The organism is Bradyrhizobium icense (genome assembly GCF_001693385.1).
GTDB classification, from domain to species: domain Bacteria; phylum Pseudomonadota; class Alphaproteobacteria; order Rhizobiales; family Xanthobacteraceae; genus Bradyrhizobium; species Bradyrhizobium icense.
Genome location: NZ_CP016428.1, coordinates 355,317 through 378,804, shown reverse-complemented (window position 1 = coordinate 378,804; position 23,488 = coordinate 355,317). Strand labels below are relative to the sequence as shown.

The 23,488-nt window shown below is 63.1% G+C and carries 19 protein-coding genes and 1 pseudogene; 10 read left to right on the top strand and 10 right to left on the bottom strand.

Going from position 1 to position 23,488, the window contains the following annotated elements:
- Positions 1–219: 219 nt before the first annotated feature.
- From fdxA to LMTR13_RS01810, 4 genes are all read right to left on the bottom strand, one after another.
- Entirely contained in the window at positions 220–558 is a 339-nt protein-coding gene (gene fdxA, locus LMTR13_RS01825) for a ferredoxin FdxA (protein ID WP_065726435.1), read from the bottom strand.
- Positions 559–682: 124 nt separating this feature from the next.
- Positions 683–952 (bottom strand): RNA-binding S4 domain-containing protein, encoded by a 270-nt coding sequence (locus LMTR13_RS01820; protein WP_057842041.1) that lies wholly within the window; start codon positions 950–952, stop codon positions 683–685.
- Between the two features lie 74 nt (positions 953–1,026).
- Positions 1,027–4,485: a helicase-related protein gene (locus LMTR13_RS01815; RefSeq protein ID WP_065726434.1), complete on the bottom strand. Its 3,459-nt coding sequence runs from the start codon at positions 4,483–4,485 to the stop codon at positions 1,027–1,029.
- 573 nt (positions 4,486–5,058) lie between these two features.
- Positions 5,059–5,925: a DUF3108 domain-containing protein gene (locus LMTR13_RS01810; RefSeq protein ID WP_418219749.1), complete on the bottom strand. Its 867-nt coding sequence runs from the start codon at positions 5,923–5,925 to the stop codon at positions 5,059–5,061.
- 459 nt (positions 5,926–6,384) lie between these two features.
- Between LMTR13_RS01810 and rpmB the strand changes: the two genes are divergently transcribed.
- The 8 genes and pseudogenes from rpmB to LMTR13_RS01765 all read left to right on the top strand — a co-directional run bounded on the left by rpmB (position 6,385) and on the right by LMTR13_RS01765 (position 14,591).
- Positions 6,385–6,693 carry a 50S ribosomal protein L28 gene (gene rpmB, locus LMTR13_RS01805; RefSeq protein ID WP_065726432.1) on the top strand — a complete coding sequence of 103 codons (309 nt, stop codon included), beginning with the start codon at positions 6,385–6,387 and terminating at the stop codon, positions 6,691–6,693.
- A 209-nt stretch (positions 6,694–6,902) separates the two neighbouring features.
- Entirely contained in the window at positions 6,903–9,506 is a 2,604-nt protein-coding gene (locus LMTR13_RS01800) for a DEAD/DEAH box helicase (RefSeq protein ID WP_065726431.1), read from the top strand.
- A 70-nt stretch (positions 9,507–9,576) separates the two neighbouring features.
- A pseudogene (locus LMTR13_RS01795) lies at positions 9,577–9,744 on the top strand (T6SS phospholipase effector Tle1-like catalytic domain-containing protein); the annotation flags it as partial.
- A 51-nt stretch (positions 9,745–9,795) separates the two neighbouring features.
- Positions 9,796–10,122 carry a type II toxin-antitoxin system RelE/ParE family toxin gene (locus tag LMTR13_RS01790; RefSeq protein WP_335622062.1) on the top strand — a complete coding sequence of 109 codons (327 nt, stop codon included), beginning with the start codon at positions 9,796–9,798 and terminating at the stop codon, positions 10,120–10,122.
- A 4-nt stretch (positions 10,123–10,126) separates the two neighbouring features.
- Entirely contained in the window at positions 10,127–10,453 is a 327-nt protein-coding gene (locus LMTR13_RS01785; RefSeq protein WP_065726429.1) for a transcriptional regulator, read from the top strand.
- 117 nt (positions 10,454–10,570) lie between these two features.
- Positions 10,571–11,860 carry a T6SS phospholipase effector Tle1-like catalytic domain-containing protein gene (locus LMTR13_RS01780; protein ID WP_065726428.1) on the top strand — a complete coding sequence of 430 codons (1,290 nt, stop codon included), beginning with the start codon at positions 10,571–10,573 and terminating at the stop codon, positions 11,858–11,860.
- Between the two features lie 494 nt (positions 11,861–12,354).
- A protein-coding gene (locus tag LMTR13_RS38600) for an IS630 family transposase (protein ID WP_156795382.1) occupies positions 12,355–13,316 on the top strand; the annotation gives its coding sequence in 2 pieces (ribosomal slippage) (positions 12,355–12,694 and positions 12,694–13,316; 963 coding nt in all).
- Positions 13,317–13,463: 147 nt separating this feature from the next.
- Entirely contained in the window at positions 13,464–14,591 is a 1,128-nt protein-coding gene (locus LMTR13_RS01765) for a DUF2336 domain-containing protein (protein ID WP_065726427.1), read from the top strand.
- Positions 14,592–14,637: 46 nt separating this feature from the next.
- On the opposite strand, the gene LMTR13_RS01760 is transcribed toward LMTR13_RS01765, so the two are convergent.
- The 5 genes from LMTR13_RS01760 to cobS all read right to left on the bottom strand — a co-directional run bounded on the left by LMTR13_RS01760 (position 14,638) and on the right by cobS (position 21,233).
- Entirely contained in the window at positions 14,638–15,738 is a 1,101-nt protein-coding gene (locus tag LMTR13_RS01760; RefSeq protein ID WP_065726426.1) for an LLM class flavin-dependent oxidoreductase, read from the bottom strand.
- A 193-nt stretch (positions 15,739–15,931) separates the two neighbouring features.
- On the bottom strand, positions 15,932–17,044 hold the full coding sequence (locus tag LMTR13_RS01755; RefSeq protein WP_065726425.1) for an NADH:flavin oxidoreductase/NADH oxidase: 1,113 nt from the start codon (positions 17,042–17,044) through the stop codon (positions 15,932–15,934).
- A gap of 89 nt (positions 17,045–17,133) precedes the next feature.
- Positions 17,134–18,144 (bottom strand): esterase-like activity of phytase family protein, encoded by a 1,011-nt coding sequence (locus LMTR13_RS01750; protein ID WP_236843259.1) that lies wholly within the window; start codon positions 18,142–18,144, stop codon positions 17,134–17,136.
- A gap of 61 nt (positions 18,145–18,205) precedes the next feature.
- Positions 18,206–20,110, bottom strand: coding sequence for a cobaltochelatase subunit CobT (gene cobT, locus LMTR13_RS01745; RefSeq protein ID WP_065726423.1), 1,905 nt, complete (start codon positions 20,108–20,110; stop codon positions 18,206–18,208).
- A 124-nt stretch (positions 20,111–20,234) separates the two neighbouring features.
- Positions 20,235–21,233, bottom strand: a complete 999-nt coding sequence (gene cobS / locus LMTR13_RS01740) for a cobaltochelatase subunit CobS (protein WP_065726422.1) — start codon at positions 21,231–21,233, stop codon at positions 20,235–20,237.
- A 301-nt stretch (positions 21,234–21,534) separates the two neighbouring features.
- On the opposite strand from cobS, the gene LMTR13_RS01735 reads away from it, so the two are divergent.
- The gene (locus LMTR13_RS01735) at positions 21,535–22,194 is read left to right on the top strand and encodes a DedA family protein (protein ID WP_065732330.1); all 660 of its coding nucleotides are present in this window, start codon (positions 21,535–21,537) and stop codon (positions 22,192–22,194) included.
- 238 nt (positions 22,195–22,432) lie between these two features.
- Here LMTR13_RS01735 and LMTR13_RS01730 read toward each other — a convergent pair whose 3' ends face one another.
- Entirely contained in the window at positions 22,433–23,080 is a 648-nt protein-coding gene (locus tag LMTR13_RS01730; RefSeq protein WP_065726421.1) for a J domain-containing protein, read from the bottom strand.
- A 109-nt stretch (positions 23,081–23,189) separates the two neighbouring features.
- Between LMTR13_RS01730 and LMTR13_RS01725 the strand changes: the two genes are divergently transcribed.
- Positions 23,190–23,468, top strand: coding sequence for a BolA family protein (locus LMTR13_RS01725; protein ID WP_065726420.1), 279 nt, complete (start codon positions 23,190–23,192; stop codon positions 23,466–23,468).
- Positions 23,469–23,488 lie beyond the last annotated feature (20 nt).

Genomic DNA, 23,488 nt, shown 5'->3' with positions numbered 1-23,488 from the left:
GAAACCCACCGGGGCCACAGGATACGCATGGCCGGGATCGGCTTATAATGTGCCCAATATAGCACATTTTCCGCAAAAATCAATGATTTACGCCGGGTTCCGGGCCCTTACGGGGCGGTTTCCGTCATAAGTCGGCTAACAGGGTTAAATCCGGCAACCGCGTTCGGTTCAGATTGCGGCCGAAAAAAGGCTCAAGGAACCCTCAACTTATCCACAGGCTTAATCGCCGGCACCGGGCTCCTTGGAAAAATATTTCTCGAACTTGCCCTCGACACCTTCGAATTCTTTCGCGTCCGGCGGGGCGTCCTTCTTCTGGGTGATGTTGGGCCAGCTCTTGGCGTACTCGGTGTTGACCTCGAGCCACTTCTCCAGGCCCGGCTCGGTGTCGGGCTTGATGGCATCCGCAGGACATTCGGGTTCGCAGACGCCACAGTCGATGCATTCGTCGGGATGGATGACCAGCATGTTCTCGCCCTCGTAGAAGCAATCGACGGGGCAAACCTCAACGCAGTCGGTATATTTGCACTTGATGCAGGCTTCAGTGACGACGTAAGTCATCCAACGCTCCGAAACGGATCAGTTTTCCGGGGTTTGCGTAGCGCATGCAGTGCGCTGCCGCAAGGGAAGCAGCGGGCCCTTAGCGGCCGTTTTTCAGGCGTCCCCGCGAGCCCTTTCCAGATAGTTATTGTTTGTCGTTCTGCAAATCATCGTAGAGCACGCGCGCGGCTGCAGCATCGCCGCGCCGCTCGGAAAATCCGACTACTTTGAGGATGCGCACGGTGCGATCGAGCCCGATCGTCAGCACATCGCCAACCTTCACCGAATGTCCCGGCGCCATTTCACGCACGCCGTTGATGCGGACGTGACCGGCCTCGACGAGGGCGGCAGCCGAGGTGCGGGCCTTCACCACCCGCGCATGCCACAGCCATTTGTCGAGACGCTGCCGCTCCAATCAGTCTCTCGTAATTTATTTTGACGCGTTTTCTTGACGCGAACCGGTACCCACTTCGCTTGAAAACGCTTTGGTTATTCCTTCCGGCCGGCGAGCTGTTCCTTCAGCGCCGCCAGTTTTGCAAACGGCGAATTCGGATCGACCGGCCGGTCGCGATCACGCGGGCTCGCACTGGTTGCCCATTGACGGTGCGAGGGACCGCTATCGCGCTTGTCGCGGCCGCCCTTGTCGCGTCCGCCGAAATCACGGCCGCCGCGCTCGCCCTTGTCGCGGCCACCTTTGCGCTCGCCCTTGTTGCGATCGAACTTGTCGCGGCGCTCCTCGCGGTCGCGGCCCTTGCCCTCGAAGCGCTCGCGCTGCGGGCGGTCCTGACGCGCTTCAGCCGCGGGCGCGCCTTCGACAGCCGGCGTCGCCGTAGCATCGGCCGGTGCGCCCTCGCGGGGCTTTCTGAATTCGCCATGGCGACGGCCGCGGCGATGACGCTGCTCGCGCGGCGCGCCCTCTCCTTCGCCGCTTGCCGCTTGCGCGCCTTCGCCCGCGCGATGATGGCGCTGGCGGTTGCGGTCGTGATGCGGACGCCGCTCGTCGGAACGGCCGCCGGGCCGCCAGACTTCGACGAGCGCGGGCTCCGCCGGCGTCTCGGATTTCGCCTCTGGCGTGGTTTCCGTTTCAGACTTGGCTTCCGTTTCAGGCTTGGCTTCAGCGGATTCTGCAGGCGCTTCGGCTTCAGCAGGCGCTTCGCTAGCAGTTTCGGGTTCGGCCGCCGCCTCCGCAGCGCTGATCGCTTCTCCCGGTTCCTGTTCCGGAGGCGCGTCGAGAATTGCGGCTTCCGCCGGCGTGGTTTCGGCGGGCGCGGCTTCAGCCGCAGCGGCCGGCTCCTCACTGGCAGCAGGCGCCAGCGAGACCTCGGGCAGCAGCGACGCCGACGATACCGGTTCGCTCGACACCGGCACTTCGGCCGCGACTTCCTCCGCTGGCGTCTGCGTCGTGGTTTCGGCAGCAGCCTCGACCGGCGGCATTTCGGCGGAGACCGTCTCGACGATCACCTCCGGCGCCGGCTTTGGCGGCAATGGCGGGCGGCGGTCCATGCGGTAGCCGAGCGCGCGCAGGATCGAGGCGAAATCTTCGCCGGCGGATCCCGTCAGCGAGGTCATCGCCTGCGTCACCACGAAGCCGCGGCCGTCGAACGCACCGGCCGGCTTCTCGCCGGGCGAGGTCTCGCGCCAGGCCAGCGCGGGACGAATGAGATCGGCGAGCCGCTCCAGAATATCGACGCGCACCGCGCGCTCGCCGCACTGACGGTAGCCGAGCACGCGATAGGCATCGCGGGCGAGCTGCTTGTCGACCGGGAACGAGGTTCGGCCCGAGCTCGCCAGATGCTGCGCGCCCGACAGCGCGGACATATCGACATTGTCCTGCTTCTCGGCCCACAAGAGCGAGGCCAGCGCACGGGCTGCAGGCTTCAGGAGCCCCGGAAAATAGATGTGATAGGCGCCGAAGCGCACACCGTATTTGCGCAAGCTGGCGCGCGAGGCCTGGTCGAGATCCTTCATCTCGCTCGCGATCTTGCTCCGCTCCAGCACGCCGAGCGCTTCGACGAGCTGGAACGCGATGCCGCGCCCGATGCCGGTGATGTCCTCGGCCTTCGACAGCCCGAACAGCGGACCCAACAGCTTTTCGATATGCGTCTTCAGCCACAGATCGAGCCGCGTTTGCACCGCCTCGCGCGACGCACCGGACAGCCGCTCGTCGGCAATGATGCGGATGCGCGGATGCAGCGCGTCGTCGGCCGCAACGAGCTTTGCCACCGCATCTCCGGTCCAACGGATGGTGCCGTCAGAGGTCAGCACGAACTGGTCGTCGGGCGCGGCGCCAAGCTTGCCGGCGCGCGCGTCGATCTCGCTCGCCAGCACCTGCTGGGCGGCGGCCTGCAGCGCCTTGGCGTCCGAGCCGGCTTCCGCCGCATCGGGCGCAAAGGTAAATCCATCGAGCCGGCCGATCGTGTGGCCTTCAACAATCACTTCGCCGGTCTTGCCGATTTCCGTATTCAAAACTGAGTTCTCCCGCAGGCGGCGCATCAATACACTGGTCCGCCGGTCAACGAAACGCTCCGTAAGGCGTTCATGCAGCGCATCGGACAATTTATTTTCCACCTCCCGGGTGATCCCCTGCCAGTGATCGGGGTCGGACAGCCAGTCCGGCCGGTTGGCGACGAAGGTCCAGGTGCGGATTTGCGCGATCCGGCCCGACAGCGTGTCGATATCGCCGGTAACGCGGTCGGCCTGGTCGACCTGGGCGGCGAACCATGCGTCAGGTATCCGACCCTTTTGCATCAGAAATGCATAAAGCGTGGTCACGAGCTCGGCGTGGGCAGCGGGCGCGATCTTGCGGTAATCCGGGATCTGGCAGGCGTCCCACAGCCGCTCCACGGCCGATGCGCCGTGGGCCATCTCCCTCACCTCGCCATCGCGCGCCGCATGATCGAGCACGCGCAAATCTTCGGCAATCGGCGCACGGGTCAGCGCGTCGTGCCCCGGCGGCAGCGCCAGCGACACCTGCAGCGCGCCGAGCGAGGAAAAATCCAGCCTCGAATTCCGCCACTGCAGCATTTTGACGCTGTCGAACGTGTGGTTCTGCAGCGCGTTCACCAGTTCCGGCTCGAACGGTGCACAGCGGCCGGTGGTGCCGAAGGTGCCGTTACGCGTCGCGCGCCCGGCGCGGCCGGCGATCTGCGCGAACTCGGCCGGATTGAGCCGCCGGAACTGATAGCCGTCATACTTGCGGTCGGAGGCGAAGGCGACGTGATCGACGTCGAGGTTCAGCCCCATGCCGACGGCGTCGGTGGCGACGAGATAATCGACATCGCCGTTCTGGAACATGGCGACCTGCGCGTTCCTCGTGCGTGGCGACAGCGAGCCGAGCACGACCGCCGCGCCGCCATGCTGCCTGCGGATCAGTTCGGCGATCGCATAGACTTCATCGGCCGAGAACGCGACGATCGCGGTGCGGCGCGGCTGGCGCGTGATCTTGCGGTCGCCGGCGAATTCGAGCTGCGAGAGCCTCGGACGCGTGACGATCGAAGCGCCCGGCAGCAACCGCTCGATGATCGGGCGCATGGTGGCGGCGCCGAGCAGCAGCGTCTCGTCGCGGCCGCGGCGGTGCAGGATGCGGTCGGTGAAGACATGCCCGCGCTCGAGATCGGCCGCGATCTGGATTTCGTCGACGGCCAGAAAACTCACGTCGAGATCCCGCGGCATCGCTTCGACCGTGGAGACCCAGTACCGCGGATTCTTCGGCTTGATCTTCTCTTCACCCGTGACGAGCGCGACCGCCTCGGTGCCTGCGCGATCCGCGATCTTGTTGTAGACCTCGCGCGCGAGCAGCCGCAGCGGCAGGCCGATCACGCCCGACGAATGCGCCAGCATGCGCTCGATGGCGAGATGGGTCTTGCCGGTGTTGGTCGGCCCGAGCACGGCAGTAACGCCCGCGCCGGGCGCGCGATCGGTTGCGAACGTGGAAGGAGAGAAAGCCATTCTGTGCAGGTGTTTCTTGGATTCGCAGGCGCTCGAGCTGTCATTGCGAGCGCAGCGAAGCAATCCATCGAGCCGCAAAGAAAGAATGGATTGCTTCGTCGCTTACGCTCCTCGCAATGACGGAAGCCCTTCGGTCGTTCGGCGTCAATGGCGCCGATTCTGTTTCATTCTGCGACGGTGATGCGGTCGCGGCTTAAGCTCTGGAACGAGTCTGGAACGAATCGCGTCCGAATCGCTGACTCCTCCCGAGACCCGATACGTTCACCGCAACATCTCGCGCTGAAGTGCACCCGGTGGCACTAGATCAAGTTTACAGCGGCTCCACAAGCAACGGTTTCGGGACCAATTTCTTAAAAAGTTCGAGGCGACCGAGTCGAATCAGAAGCGGGGAAGAGTCAAGGCGGATTCCATTCCCCCGTCGTCCCTGCCTAGTGCGCAATTGCGCACGGGCGCAGGGACCCATACGCCGCGGCCGCGCAATTTGCAGGCAGCGGGCACTACGACCGCCCGAAACAATGACCGCCTGTGGTTGTGGGTCCCTGCGTTCGCAGGGACGACGGTAAACTATGGGCCTCAATTCGTCTTCGCCACCCGTGGCGGCATCGCCGTCGTCACGAACGACGTCGCTTCCAGCATCGCCAGGCCCAACGGCGTCGGGATGGTCATGCGGTACGGAACCAGGACGCGCGTTCCGGCGATCGGCACGAAGGTGATCTCGATCCGCCGCTCGGCGGCGAGATATTTGATGACGGGCCGATCGGGGATGTAGCCCGCGACCGGGTTGAAATAGATCGCGCAGACCAGCGCCGGGCCGTGATAGCCCTTTTCGGCCTTCACCGTTTCGATGCGCTTGTAGTCGAGCTTGAGATCGTAGCGCATGCGGCCATCGAAGATCCCCGCGCCCGTGCGGCAGGAATCCGGCGTCATCAGCTCGCCATTGCCCGGCACGCGCAGCATCGAGCCGGTCATGGGATCGAGCACGTTTTTCCGGTGCGCCTCGGTGACGACGATCCGGCCGGGATCGACCGGCGGCGCCGGGTCGATCGAAAAATCCTTGACGTTGCCGCCTGCCAGCACGAGGCGGATGGTCTCGGATTTCTTCTGCGTGGTGGTGGTCGCGGTATAGGCGTTCGCGACCAGCGCGCCGTTGATGACGCGGCCCTGGCTGGCGCCGGAGCCGGTGCCGCCGGAAAACGCCTTCAAGAGGCCGGCGGTGCCGCCTTGCGCGGAGGCCGAAAACACGTCGTCGCCGATTTCGATGGTCCAGCTTCCCTTGCCGACGGGGATGCCCGCCAGCGTCGCCTCATAACGCGCATCCAGCCGCCCCTGCGCGGAGGCCTGTTGCGGCGCGAGCAAGCCCCACGCGGCGGCGCACAGGCCGGCAACGAGGCCGAACCTTGCGGAAAGGGTTTGGCGCGAAACGGCGCATCTGGCGGTCACGAATGAAAAATCCCGGGATCGGCGCGATTGGGTGTTCATCTAGGCAAAAATATCCGGCAAACAACGCGTGTTTTCGCGAAAACGACGCCTTTACCCGACCTCTCCCTGGCCGCCCACCGCTTGCGGGGGCTCGGGGCCGGTTCTTTTTCGAAAGCCATGGTGTCGGCGCGGATTACGCCCTTTATATGGTCCCTTAAGTGGCTGGAACCCCTGGTAAACCAGCCGTTACGAACCATAGCGTTTTCAAGCGAAGTGGACTTCCGGTTTCGCGTGAAGAAAGCGCGTCAGAATTAGGGCTTGAGCCCCGGACGGGGCTCCTTTACCGGCCCAACAACCTTGACCCCGTGGCCGTCTCCCCCTATACGTCCGCGGTTCCTGGAAATGGACGCGATTTTGGACCCCCGCGGTGCCCGCGAGAAGCGGCTTGGCCATGGCGGGGATGGAAGAGGATTTTTCGAAATGTCCCGGCGCTGCGAACTGACGGCCAAGGGCCCCCAGGTGGGCCACAAGGTGAGCCACTCCAACATCAAGACCAAGCGGCGCTTCCTGCCGAACCTGGCCAACGTCACCTTCATCTCGGACGCGCTCGGCTGCAACGTGCGCCTGCGCGTCTCGACCAACGCGCTCAAGAGCGTCGACCACAATGGCGGCCTCGATGCCTACCTCCTCAAGGCCAAAGCCGACGTCCTCTCCCCCCGCGCCCTCGAACTGAAGCGCGCGATCGAGAAGAAGGTCGGCAAGCCCGCGTTCGTGAAGAAGGCGAGCTGAGCGAAGTTTAAATCGGCGGATCGGAGTTTGGAGCGGCCGGGTCGGGTGACCCGGCCGTTTTTGTTTTGCAGATTGCGGCGTTTGGCGAGGCAAACACTCGGTTTGAGGGAAGCGCGCATCTCTTTGCACCCCTAGGAAGCAAGATCTAAGGGATTGATTGGTGCAGAATCTGCTACACACCATCCAAAGGTAGAGCGGAGAAGCTGACTGTGGCTTTCAAGGATGCGCCCCCGCCGGAAGCAGTTCCGGATAGCCCTGAGAAGATTCTGTTGGAGCTACCACGCCGCAAGATTCCGGGCGTGCTCCTCCATCAGGGCCAGATAATGCAGCAGTATGTTGCGCGTGCACTTACTGCCAGCGACGTAGCGATGCAGCTGCCGACCGGGAGCGGAAAGACTCTCGTTGGCTTACTTACTGGAGAGTGGCTTCGCCGTAAGAACAACGAACGCATCGTGTTTGTTTGTCCCACTAGGCAGTTAGTAAACCAAGTGGTTGCTCAGGCAGAAAGCCAATATGGCCTCAGCGTTCACGGCTTCACCGGATCAAAGTACGAGTTCGATGCAGCTGCTAAGGCAGACTATCTGGCAGCACGTCGGATTGCGGTCACGACCTACAGCGGCCTCTTTAATATCAATCCGTTCTTCGATAGCCCCGACGTCATCATTGCCGACGATGCACACGCAACCGAGAACTACGTTGCGTCAATGTGGAGCTTACGGGTCATACGCAACGAGGGGGCGCATGCGGCCCTGCATGCTGCCCTAGCTGAGCTTTTGAGACCCTTTTTGGACTCAACGGATTTCGGTCGACTGACTGGAGAAATCGACAGCAGTCTTTTCGATGTATCTTGGGTAGAGAAACTGCCTACACCTGCCTTCGCAAGCATTACTCCTGAATTTGTCGGCATAGTCGATCAATACGTCGGATCGATTGACACACTTCGCTACACATGGATGCTACTACGCGACAACTTGCATGCATGTCACGTATACCTTTCCCCGTCCGAAATCTTAGTACGCCCTCTCATACCACCAACGTGGACGCATGCGCCCTTTGCGAATGCGCGGCAGCGCATCTTTATGTCTGCAACTCTGGGCGAAGGCGGCGATCTGGAGCGCCTGACAGGACGAGAAAGCATAACTCGACTGCCGACACCAGAAGGATGGGATCGACAAGGTATAGGGCGGCGTTTCTTCATTTTTCCAGAGATGACACTCGACGCAGACGAAACCGCCTCATTGCGCCGAACCTTGATGCAACAGGTCCCAAGGAGCGTTGTACTCGTACCCAACGACCGCGTTAAGAACGAGATCGTAGCTGATATTCAAAATCACCTGGGATTAACCGTTGTTGACGCCAGTTCGATTGAAGATTCGAAAGAGACATTTGTTCGCTCAACGGGCTCCGTCGCAGTCTTTTCGAATCGATACGATGGTATTGATTTTCCGGGTGATGAGTGCCGCCTTCTGTTTCTCGACGGCTTGCCAAAAACCACCAATGCGCAAGAACGCTTCTTTGTTTCAAAGATGGGCGCATATGCGCTGCTTCAAGGTCGTATACAAACGCGCATAGTTCAAGCAGTTGGAAGATGCACACGCTCGCTGCAAGATTTCTCTGCTGTAGTTGTCACGGGTCCTTCGTTAACCGACTATTTGAATAGCCCTGTCCGGACGAATTTCCTTCATCCAGAATTGCAGGCGGAGCTTGACTTCGGCGCCAGGCAATCATCGAACACATCCGTCAACGATCTAGTCGAAAATTTTGGTATCTTCTTGCGCAATGATGCAACGTGGGAAGCGGTCAATCGCCAGATCCTCGCGAAGCGAGCCGTTGCGTCCCAAAAAGTACCGAGCGGACTTGGCCAACTGCAGCACGTGGTCGCAGCTGAGATAAAGTACCAAAAGAGTCTTTGGCTTCGGCACTACGAAGGTGCCGTCGAATGTGCTGGCCAAGTCTTAGCCGGCCTTACCGACGAAACCCTGAAGGGCTATAGGGCACTTTGGCAATACCTGGCTGGGGCAGCAGCAGCCTACGGTGAAGCAAATGGAATCGCAGGAATGTCCGCCCGCGCGCGCACCCACTTTGCCGCCGCGCGAGACGCTGCAGCTGGCATTCATTGGTTAGCTAGCCTTGCGCGTTTCAGAGCTGATGTACCTGCGAATACTCCAGAGAACGAAGCACTTCAGTTACAAGTGGAACGACTTGAGAGCTATCTTCTCAAGCTCGGGATCTCTCATGAAGCGCAATTCGCGAAGAGAGAGAAAGCTATTCTGGATGGCCTTAACTCAGACGATGCGACTAAGTTTGAGATCGCTCAACGCGACCTCGGACTAATGCTCGGCTTCCAAGCCGGCAAACATGAATCAGACGCTTCACCCGACCCATGGTGGCTATCTGGCAATTACTGCCTTGTGTTCGAAGACCATTCCGAAGCTAAGATCACGTCAACACTTGGCGCAGAAAAAGCCCGACAGGCGGCCGGTCATCCAAACTGGATGAGAGCGAACGCCGCATTGACGCAAGTAGCGGCCGGAATGACAATCCTGCCAGTTCTTGTTACGCCGGTGCAGCGCGCGGAGGCTGGAGCGATCCCACACCTAGAGGGAGTAGCGCTTTGGAAGTTGGAGGACTTTCGAACATGGGCCCGCGAGGCCTTAGGTGTAATTAGGAGCCTGCGGCGCACCCTAGGGGACGACTGCGATTTGGCTTGGAGAGCGGAGGCGCAAGAAGTGCTCGAACATCGCAGATACAGCGCAGCCAGCCTCATCGAAGATATCTCAAAGACAAATGCCGCCGACGTTCTGGGACGATAGTCCGCCCCCAGCTCAATAAGTCCACCGAACTGCTCTATACTCGCTAAGGTAGCATCGGAGTAATATTACCATGCGCAACGTCATCATCTGCTGCGACGGCACCGGCAACGAGATTTCCGAGAACATCTCCAACGTGCTCAGGCTCTATCGCTGCCTGCGCAAGACGGAGAAGACCGAGAAGACCAACCCGCGGCAGATGGTGTTTTACGACCCCAGCGTCGGCACGCTGGAACGGCCGTTTCAGCAACGCTGACCTCCGCTTGCGCTGTGGTAACATATATGATACCAAATGATCCGGGTTGAAGAGTATGTCTCGGAAGGCACCGGCCCCTTCCGGCGATGGTTCGACGATCTGGATACGCAGGCGGCCGCCAGCGTGACGGTGGCGATCGAGCGGCTGGCCGAGGGCAACACGTCGAACGTCAAGCCGATCGGTGAAGGCGCGGCTGAATTAAAGATCAATCGCGGCCCCGGTTACCGCATTTACTTCGGATGGGACGACAAGACGCTCGTCATTCTGCTCGGCGGCGGGACCAAGCGACGGCAGCAGAACGACATCGAAGCCGCGTTGCGCCGGTGGCGCGATTACAAGAAACGAAAGCGCAGCGAGGGATGACCCTATGCCACTGACCCGAAGTTTTCGTGACACGGTGCGGGCGCGAGCGGAGCGGGAGCCTGCTTTCCGGAAGGCCCTGTTTCAGGAGGCGGTGCAGGCGCTGCTGCAGGGCGAGATCGATCATGGCCGCGCGGCGCTGCGGGCCTACATCAACGCGACCGTCGGCTTCGACCGGCTGGGCGAGGTGCTGGGGCGTTCGCCGAAAAGCCTGATGCGCATGTTCGGGCCGGACGGCAACCCGACCGCGGGAAATCTGCTCGGCGTGATCGGGGCGCTGCAGGAAGAAACCGGCGTGCACTTGAAGATTCGCGCGGTGACGGAGGCGGCCTGACCCAAGGCCGCTGGCGTCGGGAATGGCCGTGGACGAAACGCCGTCGGCGCCTGCAGCGCCATCCAAAATCCCCAAATTCCGCTATACTCGCTCCGGTAGCACCGCGAGAGCATCGCCATGCGCAACATCATCATCTGCTGCGACGGCACCGGCAACGAGATTTCCGAGAACATCTCCAACGTGCTCAAGCTCTATCGTTGCCTGCGCAAGACGGAGAAGACCGAGCCGCGGCAGATGGTGTTTTACGATCCCGGCGTCGGCACGCTGGAGCGGCCGGACGTGTGGCACAAGCTACGCCAAGATTTCAACGCCATCCTCGGCCTTGCCACCGGCTATGGGCTCGATGACAACGTGCTCGCGGCCTATGGCTTCCTGGTCCAGCATTATCGCGAAGGCGACCAGATCTATCTGTTCGGCTTTTCCCGCGGCGCCTATACCGTGCGGGTGCTGGCGGGGCTGGTGCACAAGATCGGATTGATCTCGCCCGAGCAGGTCAATCTCGCAGGAAGCGGCCTGATCGCCTACAAGCAGTTCTCTTCCGACGAGGCGCCGAAGCTGCGCCGCGAGATGAAGCTGCTCAGCGATGCCGGCGACGCGCAAGGGCCGCTGCCGCAGACCGCGTTCGACAACGCAGCCCAATTCGCGCGCATCACCTCGGCGCGCTGGCCCGTGATCCGCTTCGTCGGCGTCTGGGATACGGTCGCGAGCGTGATCGTGCCGCGCGCCGATCGCTTCTATTGGCCGAGCCTGGAAGAGCTGGCGTTCACGACCGCCAACCCGAGCGTGCAGACGTTCCGGCAGGCGATCTCGATCGACGAGCGGCGCTCCATGTTTCGTCCGAAAAAATGGGACGATCCGCAGACCTTCCGGCACAACCGCTTCAACGACATCAACGCCGAGCCGCAGGATATCCTGCAGGTGTGGTTCGCCGGCGTCCATGCCGATATCGGCGGCGGCTATCCGGAAAAGCAAAGCGGGATTTCAAAATATCCGCTGCTCTGGATGATCGACGAGGCGACAAAATGCGGGGTTCGCGTCAACCAGGCCACCGTCAACCAGCTCGCCTGGGGCATCCAGCGCAAGGGCAGCCCGTTCTCCTATGTCGCGCCTGACGTGCGCGGCGAGCTGCACGAGTCGCTCTCCGGCGCGTGGTGGCTGCTCGAATATCTGCCGAAGCGCGCGACGTACAAGGAATGGCCGGCGCGGCAGACGCATCTCGGCTATTACATCCCCGACGCCGAGCCGCGGCTGATCCCCGACGGCGCCGTGATCCACGAGTCGGCGCTGGCGCGGATGGAAGCGATGCCGAGCTACCGGCCGGTGAACCTGCCGAAGCAGTACGAGAAATTCCCGATGCCGGTGCCGCCGGCGCATGCGAGCGCGGAGGAGGTCGCGGCGGAATCGTAGAGCGAACGACGAACTGCGCGCACACCGTCGCCGCGCCGGAGGTCACGTCGACGTTCGTGCTGATGGGACCGGCGTTGGCGCGGCGGAGCTGGCGAGTGGCGAGCGGTGCTCACCCTCCCCTGGAGGGGGAGGGTCGGCATGGATCGAGCGAAGCGAGATGCGTGACGGGGCGGGGTGATCTCTCAACTCGGGCACTGTTCGAGTGGAGAGACCGTCACCCCACCCCGCCTCTCATTTCGCTACGCTCAACGCGAGCCGACCCTCCCCCTCCAGGGGAGGGTAAAGCTACCGTGCTGAAGCAGTAGTGACCCTTCGCATCATCGTAGCTACACGCGTGTGAAAACTCGACTCTGGCAAGTTGCCTGGTTCGCAGGGACGACGGGTGGATGGAGTTTGCGAAGCTAGAGCGTTGGCCCATCTGACTGAATCGTCGGGGATTCACAAATCAGCGTTTTAGTGATTCAAGCTGGTCGCCGGACTGGAGGCCGGCGGGCATGGCGAAACCGCTGTCGATGGATCTGCGCGAACGTGTGCTGGCCTGTATTGGAGGCGGCGTTTCAGGCCGGCAGGCTGCTGAGCGATTTGGCGTCAGCGCGGCGAGCGTAAGCCGCTGGCGAACGCGCGAGCGGGAGCAAGGCGATGCCCAGCCGAGAGCTCAGGGCGGCGATCGCAAGTCCCACCGGATTGATGCCCATCATGCGACGATCGTGGCTCTGCTCAAGGCCTCACCCGACATCACCATCGAGGAATTGCGTGATAGCTTGAGCAAACAAGGCTTGTCCTTTGGTTATGGCACGATCCGACGCTTCTTCGAGCGGCACAAGATCACGCGTAAAAAAAGACCGCCCATGCCACAGAGCAAGATCGCCCGGATGTCTTGACGCGACGCCAGGCCTGGCGCGAGAGCCAGGGCAAGCTCGACCGGGATCGGCTCGTCTTCATCGACGAGACCTGGGCATCGACCAACATGGCGCGAACACATGGTCGATGTCTGCGCGGAGAACGCCTGCGGGCCAGCGTTCCTCACGGCCACTGGAAAACAACAACCTGCGTCGCCGCCCTCACCACGCGCGGCATCATCGCGCCCTGGGTGCTCGATGGTCCCATCAATCGCGATGCCTTTGAAACCTACATCGAAAAGGTGCTCGTCCCCGAGCTCCCGGACGACGCTATTGTCATCATGGACAACCTCTCCAGCCACAAAGGGCCCCGCATACGTGAGATGATCGAGGCAGCTGGCGCGACGCTTCTCTACCTTCCGCCCTACAGCCCCGACTTCAACCCGATCGAAAACGCCTTCGCCAAGCTCAAAGCAAGCTTGCGAAAGGCCGCCGAACGCACCGTCGGCGGCCTTTGGGATGCTATCGGGCGCACCGTCGACACCTACACGCCAGCAGAATCCACAAACTACTTCACCGCCGCCGGCTACTTGCAACCTGATAGGCTAACGCTCTAGGAGCTGAGCCGCCGGCCTACCCACCCCGCAAATCCTCCCGCCACATTCCTGCCGCCGCGGAACCCAAATGGTTTACGAATCGTTCAACTCTGCTGCCTATTCTCACCTATCTGCTGCAGAACCGGCTGGAAACGCTCAGGACGAGCGATGTTGGAACGATCGATCACCGAGGAGGTCGAGGCGGCCATCGAGGCCGGCTCGGCGGAAAAACATCTGGATGCGCTGAAGCAGGTCACCGACCTGTTTCTGCTGTCCGCCGACGGCTATTCCGGCGAGCAGATCGAGCTGTTCGGCGACGTGCTCGAGCGGCTGATCCGCACCATCGAGCTGCGCGCACTGGCCGATGTCTCCGCGCGCATTGCGCTCGCCGAATTGAGCACGCAGCTCGCTTCCGTCAAGCAGGCGCCGCCCGTCGTGATCCGACGGCTCGCGCACAATGACGAGATTACGATCGCCCGGCCCGTGCTGACCGAATCGGCGCGGCTGACGGCCGAGGATCTGGTGGAGCTCGCGCAGACCAAGGGCGAGCAGCATCTGCTGGCGATCTCCGGGCGCTGGTGGCTGACCGAGATCGTCACCGACGCGCTGCTGAAGCGGCATTATCCCTCCGTCAGCCGGCGGCTGGTCACCAATCCCGGCGCGCGGATGTCGGCCGGCGGCTATGCGATCGTGCTGAAGCAGGCGGAGAGCGATCCAGATTTGGCGGTCGAGACCGGCATCCGGATCGACCTGCCGGCCGAGCAGCGCCGGCAATTGCTGAAGAACGCCACGGAGGCCGTGCGCACGCGGCTGTTGTCGCGCGCGCCGCCGCATCTGTTCGAGGAAATCCGCAACGCGATCGCCGCCGCCTCCAACGGCGCCAGCCGCGAAATGTCGCGCAGGCGCGATTTCACCATGGCGCGCCGCTTCGTTGCAGCGCTTGCCAAGCACGGCAAGCTGAACGAGCCCGCGCTATTGGCGTTTGCGCGAGAGCGCAAATACGCCGAGACGGTCGCGGCGCTCGCCGAACTCTCCGGCTCGACCATCGAGGTGATCCGCCCGGTGATGCAGAGCCTGCGCGACGACGGCGTACTGATCCCCTGCCGCGTCGCCGGCCTGAGCTGGGACACCGTCGCCGCCGTGCTCGAAAGCCGCTTCGCCTCCGGCTCGATGGGCCGCCACGAGCTCGCGAAAGCAAGAGAGCAATACGCCAAACTGACGGTCGAGAACGCCCGCCGCCTGCTGCGATTCTGGCAGGTCCGCGCCGTCGACGCGGCGCCGAAGCCGCCGCGTTGAGGGATTCTTACTTCCCTTCTCCCACAAGGGGAGAAGGGAAAAACACTCACGCCGCCTTGGTGAGGCCAGCGTCGAGATGCTGCAGCCGCGGCATCACCTCCTGCTTCAACAGGCGGAGCGAATTGTGCCACGCCTCCGGCTTGTGCTTGTAGTCGAAGCCGAACACCAGCAGCGTGCCGAAGCCGCCGACCTCGTGGTAGATCCGCTCGATTTTTTCCGTGACGGTCGCAGGCGAGCCCACGATCCAGTTGTTGCGGGCGCAATATTCGACCGTGACGTCGGAATCGGCGACGTCGGGCGCGGCCTTCAGGTAGTCCTTGAAGCCGAAATGGCCGAGCAGCGGCAGGAAATATTCGCCCATCATCCGGCCCATCATGTCGCCGACGGAAAGCCGCCACGCCTCCTCGTCGGTGTCGGCGATGAAGACCTCGCGCACCAGCCGCCAGTCGCTGCGCTTGGGCTTGCGTCCGGTTTTCGCAGCACCGATCTCGACCGATTCCCAATGGCTGCCGACGTAAGCCGGGTTGAGATTGAGGCTCATCGGGATGTAGCCGCGCTCGCCGGCGAGCTTGAGCGTATCCGAGCCCTTCGACAGGCCCGCAACGCCGATCGGCGGATGCGGCGCCTGCAACGGCTTGATGTGGGGCTTGAGGAAGTCGAACATCGTGTCCGGCTTGTTCACGGTCCAGAACTTGCCGGTGTGGGTCCAGGGCGCGTCCTCGGTCCACATTTTCAGGATGATCTCCAGCGCCTCGCGCGTCATGTCGCGGTTCTGGCCGGACATGCCGTCGACGTTGAACATCGCCCAGTCGCTCGGCAGGCCGCTTGCGGCGACGCCGAAATTCAGCCGTCCGCCGGAGAGATGATCGAGCATCGCAACGCGGTTCGCCAGTTCGGCGGGGTGGTGATAGGGCAGCAGGAAGCCGCCGGGACCGAGGCGGATGTTTTTGGTCTGCAGGAACGCCTGCGCGAGAATGAGATCGGGCGAGGGATGCGGCTCCCAGGGTGCAGTGTGGTGCTCGCCGATCCAGGCTTCCTGATATCCGAGCTCGTCGAGCCAGCGCAGCGTCTGCAGGTCCCAGTCGTGACCCTCTTTCAATCCGCACTCCGGCGGATGGGACGGCATCGTGAAATATCCGATCTCCATGGGTGTCCTCGCTGTATGTCGTTATTGAAAACGCGTCTATCGCGCGCACGCAAAAGCATAGCACGCCGGACGTACGGCCGAGATATGACGAAACGGATGGGCAGAGGTTCGCGCGGCAATATGCAGCGAAGTAACGGTGCTCATCGCAAAGCTCGTCATGCCCGGGCTTATCCCGGGCAGGACGGCGAGAGAATTACCGCGTCCCGAACGTGGTGGCGCCGAACAGCGCCTTCTGCGTCGAGGGCTGCGAGCGCCAGTATTGCGGCGGGGCGAACACTTCGCCGCCGAGTTCGGCGGCGGCGTGCCAGCCCCAGCGCGGATCGTAGAGCATGGCGCGGGCGAGCGCGACCATGTCGGCCTTGCCGGAGGCCACGATCTCTTCGGCCTGCCTGGCTTCCGTGATCAGGCCGACGGCGATGGTGGTGAGCCCGGTGGCCTCGCGGATCGCTTGCGCGAACGGCACCTGGTAGCCGGGGCCGAGCGGAATCTTCTGCAGCGGCGACACGCCGCCCGAGGACGCATCGATCCAGTCGACGCCGTGTTTCTTCAGCTCCTGCGCGAACTCGATGGTCTGCGCCAGATCCCAGCCGCCCTCGACCCAGTCGGCGCAGGAAACGCGCAACCCCACCGGCTTGTCGTGCGGAAACGCCGCGCGCACGGCGTCGAACACTTCGAGCGGAAACCGCATGCGATTCTGCAAGGAGCCGCCATATTGATCGGTGCGCCGGTTGGCAATCGGCGACAGGAACTGGTGCAGCAGGTAACCGTGCGCCGAATGCACCTCGATCGCGTCGATACCGAGCCGCTCGGCGCGCCTGGCGGCCGCGACGAACGCATCGCGTACGCGCGCAAGGCCCGTGGCATCGAAGGCGACAGGCGGCGGCTCGCTCTCCTTGTGCGGGATCGCCGACGGCCCCTCCGCCCGCCAGCCGCCTTCGGCCACCGGAATTAGTTGCCCGCCATCCCACGGAGTGTGGCTCGACGCCTTGCGGCCGGCATGCGCGAGCTGCATCATCACCGCGGCCTTGGAACGCTTGCGCACGGAGGCGAGGATCGGCCTCAGCGCGGCTTCGGTGGCGTCATTGTAGAGGCCGAGGCAGCCCGGCGTGATCCGGCCCGTCGGCTCCACCGCCGTCGCCTCGATACAGAAGACGCCCGCGCCCGACAGCGCCAGCGAATTGATGTGCGTGAAGTGCCAGTCATTGGCCTCGCCGTCGACGGACGAATACTGGCACATCGGCGCCACCATGATGCGGTTGGCAAGCGTGAGGCCGCGCAGCTTGATCGGGGTAAACAAAGCACTCATGGCGTGGGATCCGGACCGGGAGGAAAGCGACCCCCAATTTCTAGCTGGCTGCTCCCCGCGCCTCAACCCGCCGGGATTGCAACCCTCCCCTACTCCACCAGCGCGAATTGCAGCAGCAGATTGCGCTGGATCATCGAGAAATTATCGTCCGAGACGAGCGTCAGCACCGTCTCGCCCTCCGCCGTGACATGGGCGTCGATACCTTCCATGTTGTCGATCTCGTTGCCGAGATCGGCCTCGAAGATCGCGGGACCGTCGATCACCGCCCCGGGGACTATAGTGGAAAGCGCGATGCGGCGGATGCGGATGCCGATCCCGCCGAGCCAGGAGAATTTGCGCTCCAGCAGCAGCAGTCCGCCGGACGGCAGCAGCACGGCGTCGCTGATATCAAAATTGTCGCTGCGGCGGATGCTGAACAGCGCCAGCGTCCTGCCGATCAGGAAGGCTGTGATGTTGCCCTGCGCGTCGAGCCCGCGTTCGGAGATCGCGATCAGCGTTCCCGCCAGCGGCAAGCCCTTCGGCACCACGACAAGCGCCTCGATGCCCTTGTTGTTGGGCAGCTTGCGCACGCCCAGCGGCAACTGAATCAATTCGCCATGCGCGCGCGTAAATCCCCTGGCGAAGTCGAAGCGCAGTATCTGATTGACGCGCTCGAGGCCGACATAGACCAGCGATCCGTCGAGCGCGAGCGCCTCGGCATCGAACCAGCCGCGCGAGGTGATCGGCCTGCCGTCGGGACCGAGCATCGGCGAGGCCTCGACATCGTCGAGCCCGGTCATCTCGCGGCCCTTGTAGACGATGCGCCCGGTGAACCAGCCTGCCTTGTCGCTGATGGCGATGAAGCGCTCGCCCTTTGGATCCAGCCGCAGACCGGACAAGCCGCCAAAGCCGCGAAAGCGCGAGGTCAGGATCAGTCCGCTGCGAAATTCGAGTTCGCCGAACCGCACACGCGAGCGGTCGCGGGTGTCGAACGACTGCAGCGGCCTTGCATTGACGTCGATCGAGACCGGCGCACGGACCGAGAATTCGTCGGGGACGGTCTGCTTCGGCGGACGCTGAACGGCGGTCTGCGCCAATGCCGCGCCGGGCACGGCTGCCATGGAAAGCCCCGCCGCTGCATACTTCAAAAGGCGGCGGCGGCCTACAAGCGGGCGCATGTGCTCACGAGTGCAGGCGGCGCGGCCGGTGGTGGCCTGTGGCAGGCGCGGCGCCGTGGGTCTCGCTGAACAGCTCGGCGAGTTTTTCGGTGATGGCGCCGCCGAGCTCCTCGGCATCGACGATGGTGACCGCCCGGCGATAATAGCGAGTGACGTCATGACCGATGCCGATCGCGATCAGTTCGACCGGCGAACGGGTCTCGATCTCCTCGATAATGTGGCGCAGATGCCGCTCGAGGTAATTGCCGGGATTGACCGACAGCGTGGAATCGTCGACCGGCGCGCCGTCCGAAATCATCATCAGGATCTTGCGCTGCTCGGCGCGGCCGAGCAGCCGCTTGTGGGCCCAGTCCAGCGCCTCGCCGTCGATGTTCTCCTTCAGGAGGCCCTCGCGCATCATCAGGCCCAGATTCTTGCGCGAACGCCGCCAGGGCGCATCGGCAGACTTGTAGATGATGTGGCGGAGGTCGTTGAGGCGTCCGGGATTGGCCGGTTTGCCGGCGGCAAGCCACGACTCACGGGACTGTCCGCCCTTCCAGGCGCGGGTGGTGAAGCCGAGGATCTCGACCTTGACGCCGCAACGCTCCAGCGTGCGCGCGAGAATGTCGGCGCAAGTGGCCGCCACCGTGATCGGCCGGCCGCGCATCGAACCGGAATTATCGAGCAGCAGCGTCACCACGGTATCGCGGAAGGTCGCTTCCTTCTCGTGCATGAAGGACAGCGGGTGATAGGGATCGGTGACCACGCGCGACAGCCTTGCGGGATCGAGAATGCCTTCCTCGAGATCGAACTCCCAGGCGCGGTTTTGTTGGGCCATCAGGCGGCGCTGCAGCCGGTTGGCGAGCCGGGCCACGATGCCCTGCAGATGGGCGAGCTGCTTGTCGAGGTAGGAGCGCAGCCGCTCCAGCTCGTCATGGTCGCAGAGATCTTCGGCGGCGATGACCTCGTCGAATTTCGGTGCAAAGGCGTGATATTCCGGTCCACGCGGCTCGTTGGCGCCGCGCGTATTCGGCCGCGTTGCTTCGCCGGGGGTCTCGTCGTCGCCGAGCTCGCCGTCGTCGAACGTGTCCGATGTGGAAGCCTGCGCGCTCTCCATCGCGCTTTCCGACATTTCGTCGGTGGAAGCCTGCGCCTCGTCGGCGCTCATTTCCTGCGCGGCATCGGAATCGGGCGAGCCCTCGGCGCCGGACTGATCGCTCTCGCCGTCCTGGTTCTCGTCATCGTTTTCGTCGTCATCGGCGTCCGCATCGCGGTCGTCGCCGAGATCGAGCGCCGACAACAAGTCATGCACGAGGTCGCCGAACTTGGCCTGGTCCTCGGTGACGCGGCTGAGCTGGTCGAGCCGGGTGCCGATCTTGTCTTCCAGTGCCGGGCGCCAGAGATCGACCATTTTTTTTGCAGCCGTCGGCGGCGCAAGGCCCGTCAGCCGTTCGCGCACCAGCATCGCCAGCGCATCCGACAGCGGCGCATCGGCGCGGTCGGTGATCTCGTCGTATTTGCCGCGATGAAAGTGATCGTCGAGCATCGCGGTCAGATTCTTGGCGACGCCCGCCATCCGCCGCGAGCCGATGGCTTCGACGCGGGCCTGCTCAACCGCCTCGAACACGCCGCGCGCCTGCGGATTTCCCGGCATCAGCTTGCGATGCACCTTGGGGTCGTGACAGGCGAGTTTCAGCGCGATCGAATCGGCGTGGCCGCGCACGATCGCGGCATCGCGCTTGGTCATCTTGCGCGCCGGCTCCGGCAACCGCGCCTTGCCCGGCGCAAGACCGGGACGTTCGGCGGCGAACGTCACGTCCAGTTCCGGCGCTTTCGCGATCGCGCGCAGGCACGAGGTCACCGCGCGCTTGAACGGCTCGGTCGGTGCTTCCTTGGATCCGGTACGGAATTTGGAGTTCGACGTCGTCATCCTTGCCCTATTTCCGTCGTCCCCGCGAACGCGGGGACCCATAACCACCGGCGGTTACTCTATCCCGAACCTTACCCATCCCCGAGAGGTCACGGTATGGTCCCTGCGTTCGCAGGGACGACAACTAGCTGAGCGCCACGTTCACCGAACTCTCGGGCAGCTCCTGGTTGAAGCAACGCTGATAGAATTCGGCCACCAGCGGCCGCTCCAGTTCGTCACACTTGTTGAGGAAGGTGACGCGGAACGCGAATCCGATATCGCCGAAGATGTCGGAGTTCTCGGCCCACGTGATCACGGTGCGCGGGCTCATCACCGTCGACAGATCGCCATTGGCGAATGCGTTACGGGTGAGATCGGCCAGCCGCACCATCTTGTTGACGATATCGCGGCCTTCCTGGGTGCGGTAGTGATGCGCTTTCGCCAGCACGATCTCGACTTCCTCGTCATGCGCCAGATAGTTCAGCGTGGTGACGATCGACCAGCGGTCCATCTGGCCCTGGTTGATCTGCTGGGTGCCGTGATAGAGGCCCGAAGTGTCACCGAGACCGACGGTGTTGGCGGTCGAGAACAGGCGAAACGCCGGGTGCGGCTTGATCACCTTGTTCTGGTCCAACAGCGTCAGGCGGCCGGAGACCTCCAGCACGCGCTGGATCACGAACATCACGTCGGGCCGACCGGCGTCGTATTCGTCGAACACCAGCGCGATGTTGTGCTGCAGCGCCCAGGGCAGGATGCCGTCGCGGAATTCCGTGACCTGCTTGCCGTCCTTGATGACGATCGAGTCCTTGCCGACCAGATCGATACGGCTGATGTGGCTGTCCAGGTTGACGCGCACGCAGGGCCAGTTCAGGCGCGCTGCGACCTGCTCGATATGGGTCGATTTGCCGGTGCCGTGATAGCCGGTGACCATGACGCGGCGGTTCTTGGCAAAACCGGCGAGAATCGCGAGCGTGGTGGCGCGGTCGAAGCGGTAATCCGAATCGACTTCAGGCACGTGCGGGTCGACTTCGGAATAGGCCGGCACTTCGAGATCGCTGTCGATACCGAAAACCTGCCGGACCGACACCTTCATGTCGGGCAGTCCGGCGGGCTCCGAAACTTTGCTCATGGCGGCGGTCGTCATCAATCCTCCGAGGTCCCGGGCGTTCCCGAAACCAGATCTGTTGAATGGCTGCGGATGGGGGCTAACGTGAACCTAGCAGAGAGCAGGGGCCGGCAGAAGCCCGCGCCGCAATCAAAGTTCCATTGCCTTATCATTGAGATAGGCCATCTCTCAGGTTTTTGGAGGGCTGCTCTGCGAATCACGCCGCACTTTTGCCGATTTGGCCACTTTGCCGGGCCATGCCGAAGGTCTGCCGGCACTTTCGGCCCCTCCCCGGGCTTGGTAGCTCTGGGTGCAGGCGACCACCTACAGGACGGCAGTTGTGACTTCATTCCTCGATCCCCTGATTGCGTTTGTTTCGGCCCATCCGTGGCTGGCCTACCTGACGCTATTCTTGGCCGCCCTCCTGGAAGCGATACCGGTCGCAGGCGCGCTGGTGCCGGGCTCGACCATCATCCTTGCGCTGAGTGCGCTGGTGCCCGGCGGCGAACTGAAGCTGTGGGGCGTGCTGGCGGCCGCGATCGCCGGCGCCATGATCGGCGACGGATCGGCGTTTTGGGCCGGCCATCGCTCGCAACGCGAAATTCTCAACGCCTGGCCGATGTCGAAATATCCGGGCGTGATGGCGCAGAGCGAGACGTTCTTCCACCGCTGGGGGACGCTGGCGGTGTTGTTCGCGCGCTTTGTGCCGCCGATCCGTGCCTTCGTACCGGTCACGGCCGGCGCGCTCGGGATGTCGCCGGCCGTTTTCTTCGGTGTCAATATTCCCGCGGTAATCGCCTGGGCTTTGGCGCATGTGCTGCCGGGCGTGCTCGCGGTCTCCGCATTGCATGAATATGCCGGCCTGCCGCATCACCAGGGCACCGGCAAGCACCTGTGGATTTTAGCTGTGTTCGCGGCGGCGATCATCGCGTTCGGTGTCTGGACGCTGCGCCGCCGTCAGGCCCGGACCGGGCTTCGTCCCGGTGCGGGGCCGACATAGCGCGCGCGGGGCCGGATCAACCGGCCGAGTTCGGCGTATATCGGGCCAATGCCGAGGTGAGCGGGCAAACCGTCTGCACGGCAACTGCGGCGCCATCATCTCCGCTGTCGTCCGTGCGAACGCAGGGACCCATAACCACAAATGCGTATTGTCTCGCGAAAGCCGTCGACCGGTGGAACAAAATCGAGAAGCCGCGGCGTATGGGACTCGGCGTTCGCAGGGACGACAGCAAGCGGCGCTACGCGCGCACCACCGTCTTCAGATAATTATACGCCTTGATGATCTCGATCAGGCGGTCCTCGGTGGAGCGGTCGCCGCCATTGGCATCGGGATGGTGCTGCTTGACCAGCGCCTTGTATTTCGCCTTGACGTCATCGAGCGTTGCCTCGGCGGAAAGCCCCATCACCTGCAGCGCCTTGCGCTCGGCATTCATGACCTTCCGCGTTTCGGCCTTGGCCTCCGTGCCCGGCCCGGGCCGCCAGCGGCCGCGACCGTTGAGCTCGGAGAACATGCTGAAGGGATCAGCGGCTCCATCGAAATCCTCGGCGCTGGGCTGCTTGCCCTTCTTGCCGGCGGTGTTGGCGCCCATCTTCCAGGTCGGGCGATGGCCGGTCAGCGCATCCTTCTGGTAGCGCGCGACAGCATCGGCGTTCATGCCCTGGAAGAAATTGTAGGACTGGTTGTATTCGCGCACATGGTTGAGGCAGAAGTGCCAATACTCGCGGGAATTCTCCCGGCCCTTGGGCGCGCGGTGCGGCCCCTTGTTCTGGCAGCCTGCCCATTCGCACATGGCGGATTCTTCATTCGCACGCGCCTGCGCCTTCGCGCTGACCTTGTTGGGCTTGATGCGAATGGAATCGAAGAATTTGGATGAATCAATCGGCATGGCTGACTTTGACTACGCAATGCGCAAGGCTTCAAGTCTTGACATTGCGAATACCTCCGTTCGGATGCGTCATTGACGGAAAGCGGACACGGAATTATCTGCTGCCATCATGAGCACCAGGGACACTATCATAAACAAGTTGCATGAAGCTTTCTTGCCCGAAAGCCTCGACGTCACGGACGAATCTCATCTGCATGAGGGCCATGCGGGCCACCGGCCAGGCGGTGAGACGCATTTCAGAGTGTATATCGTATCTCCGGCCTTCGAAGGGAAGAGCCGGATTGAACGCCACCGCATGGTAAATGCGACGCTTGGCGCGGAACTCCAGGGCTCCGTCCATGCGCTCGCCATCAGGGCCCAGGCACCCGGAGAAACCGCCGGCGGCTAGCTGGCCCAGACCTGCCGCGA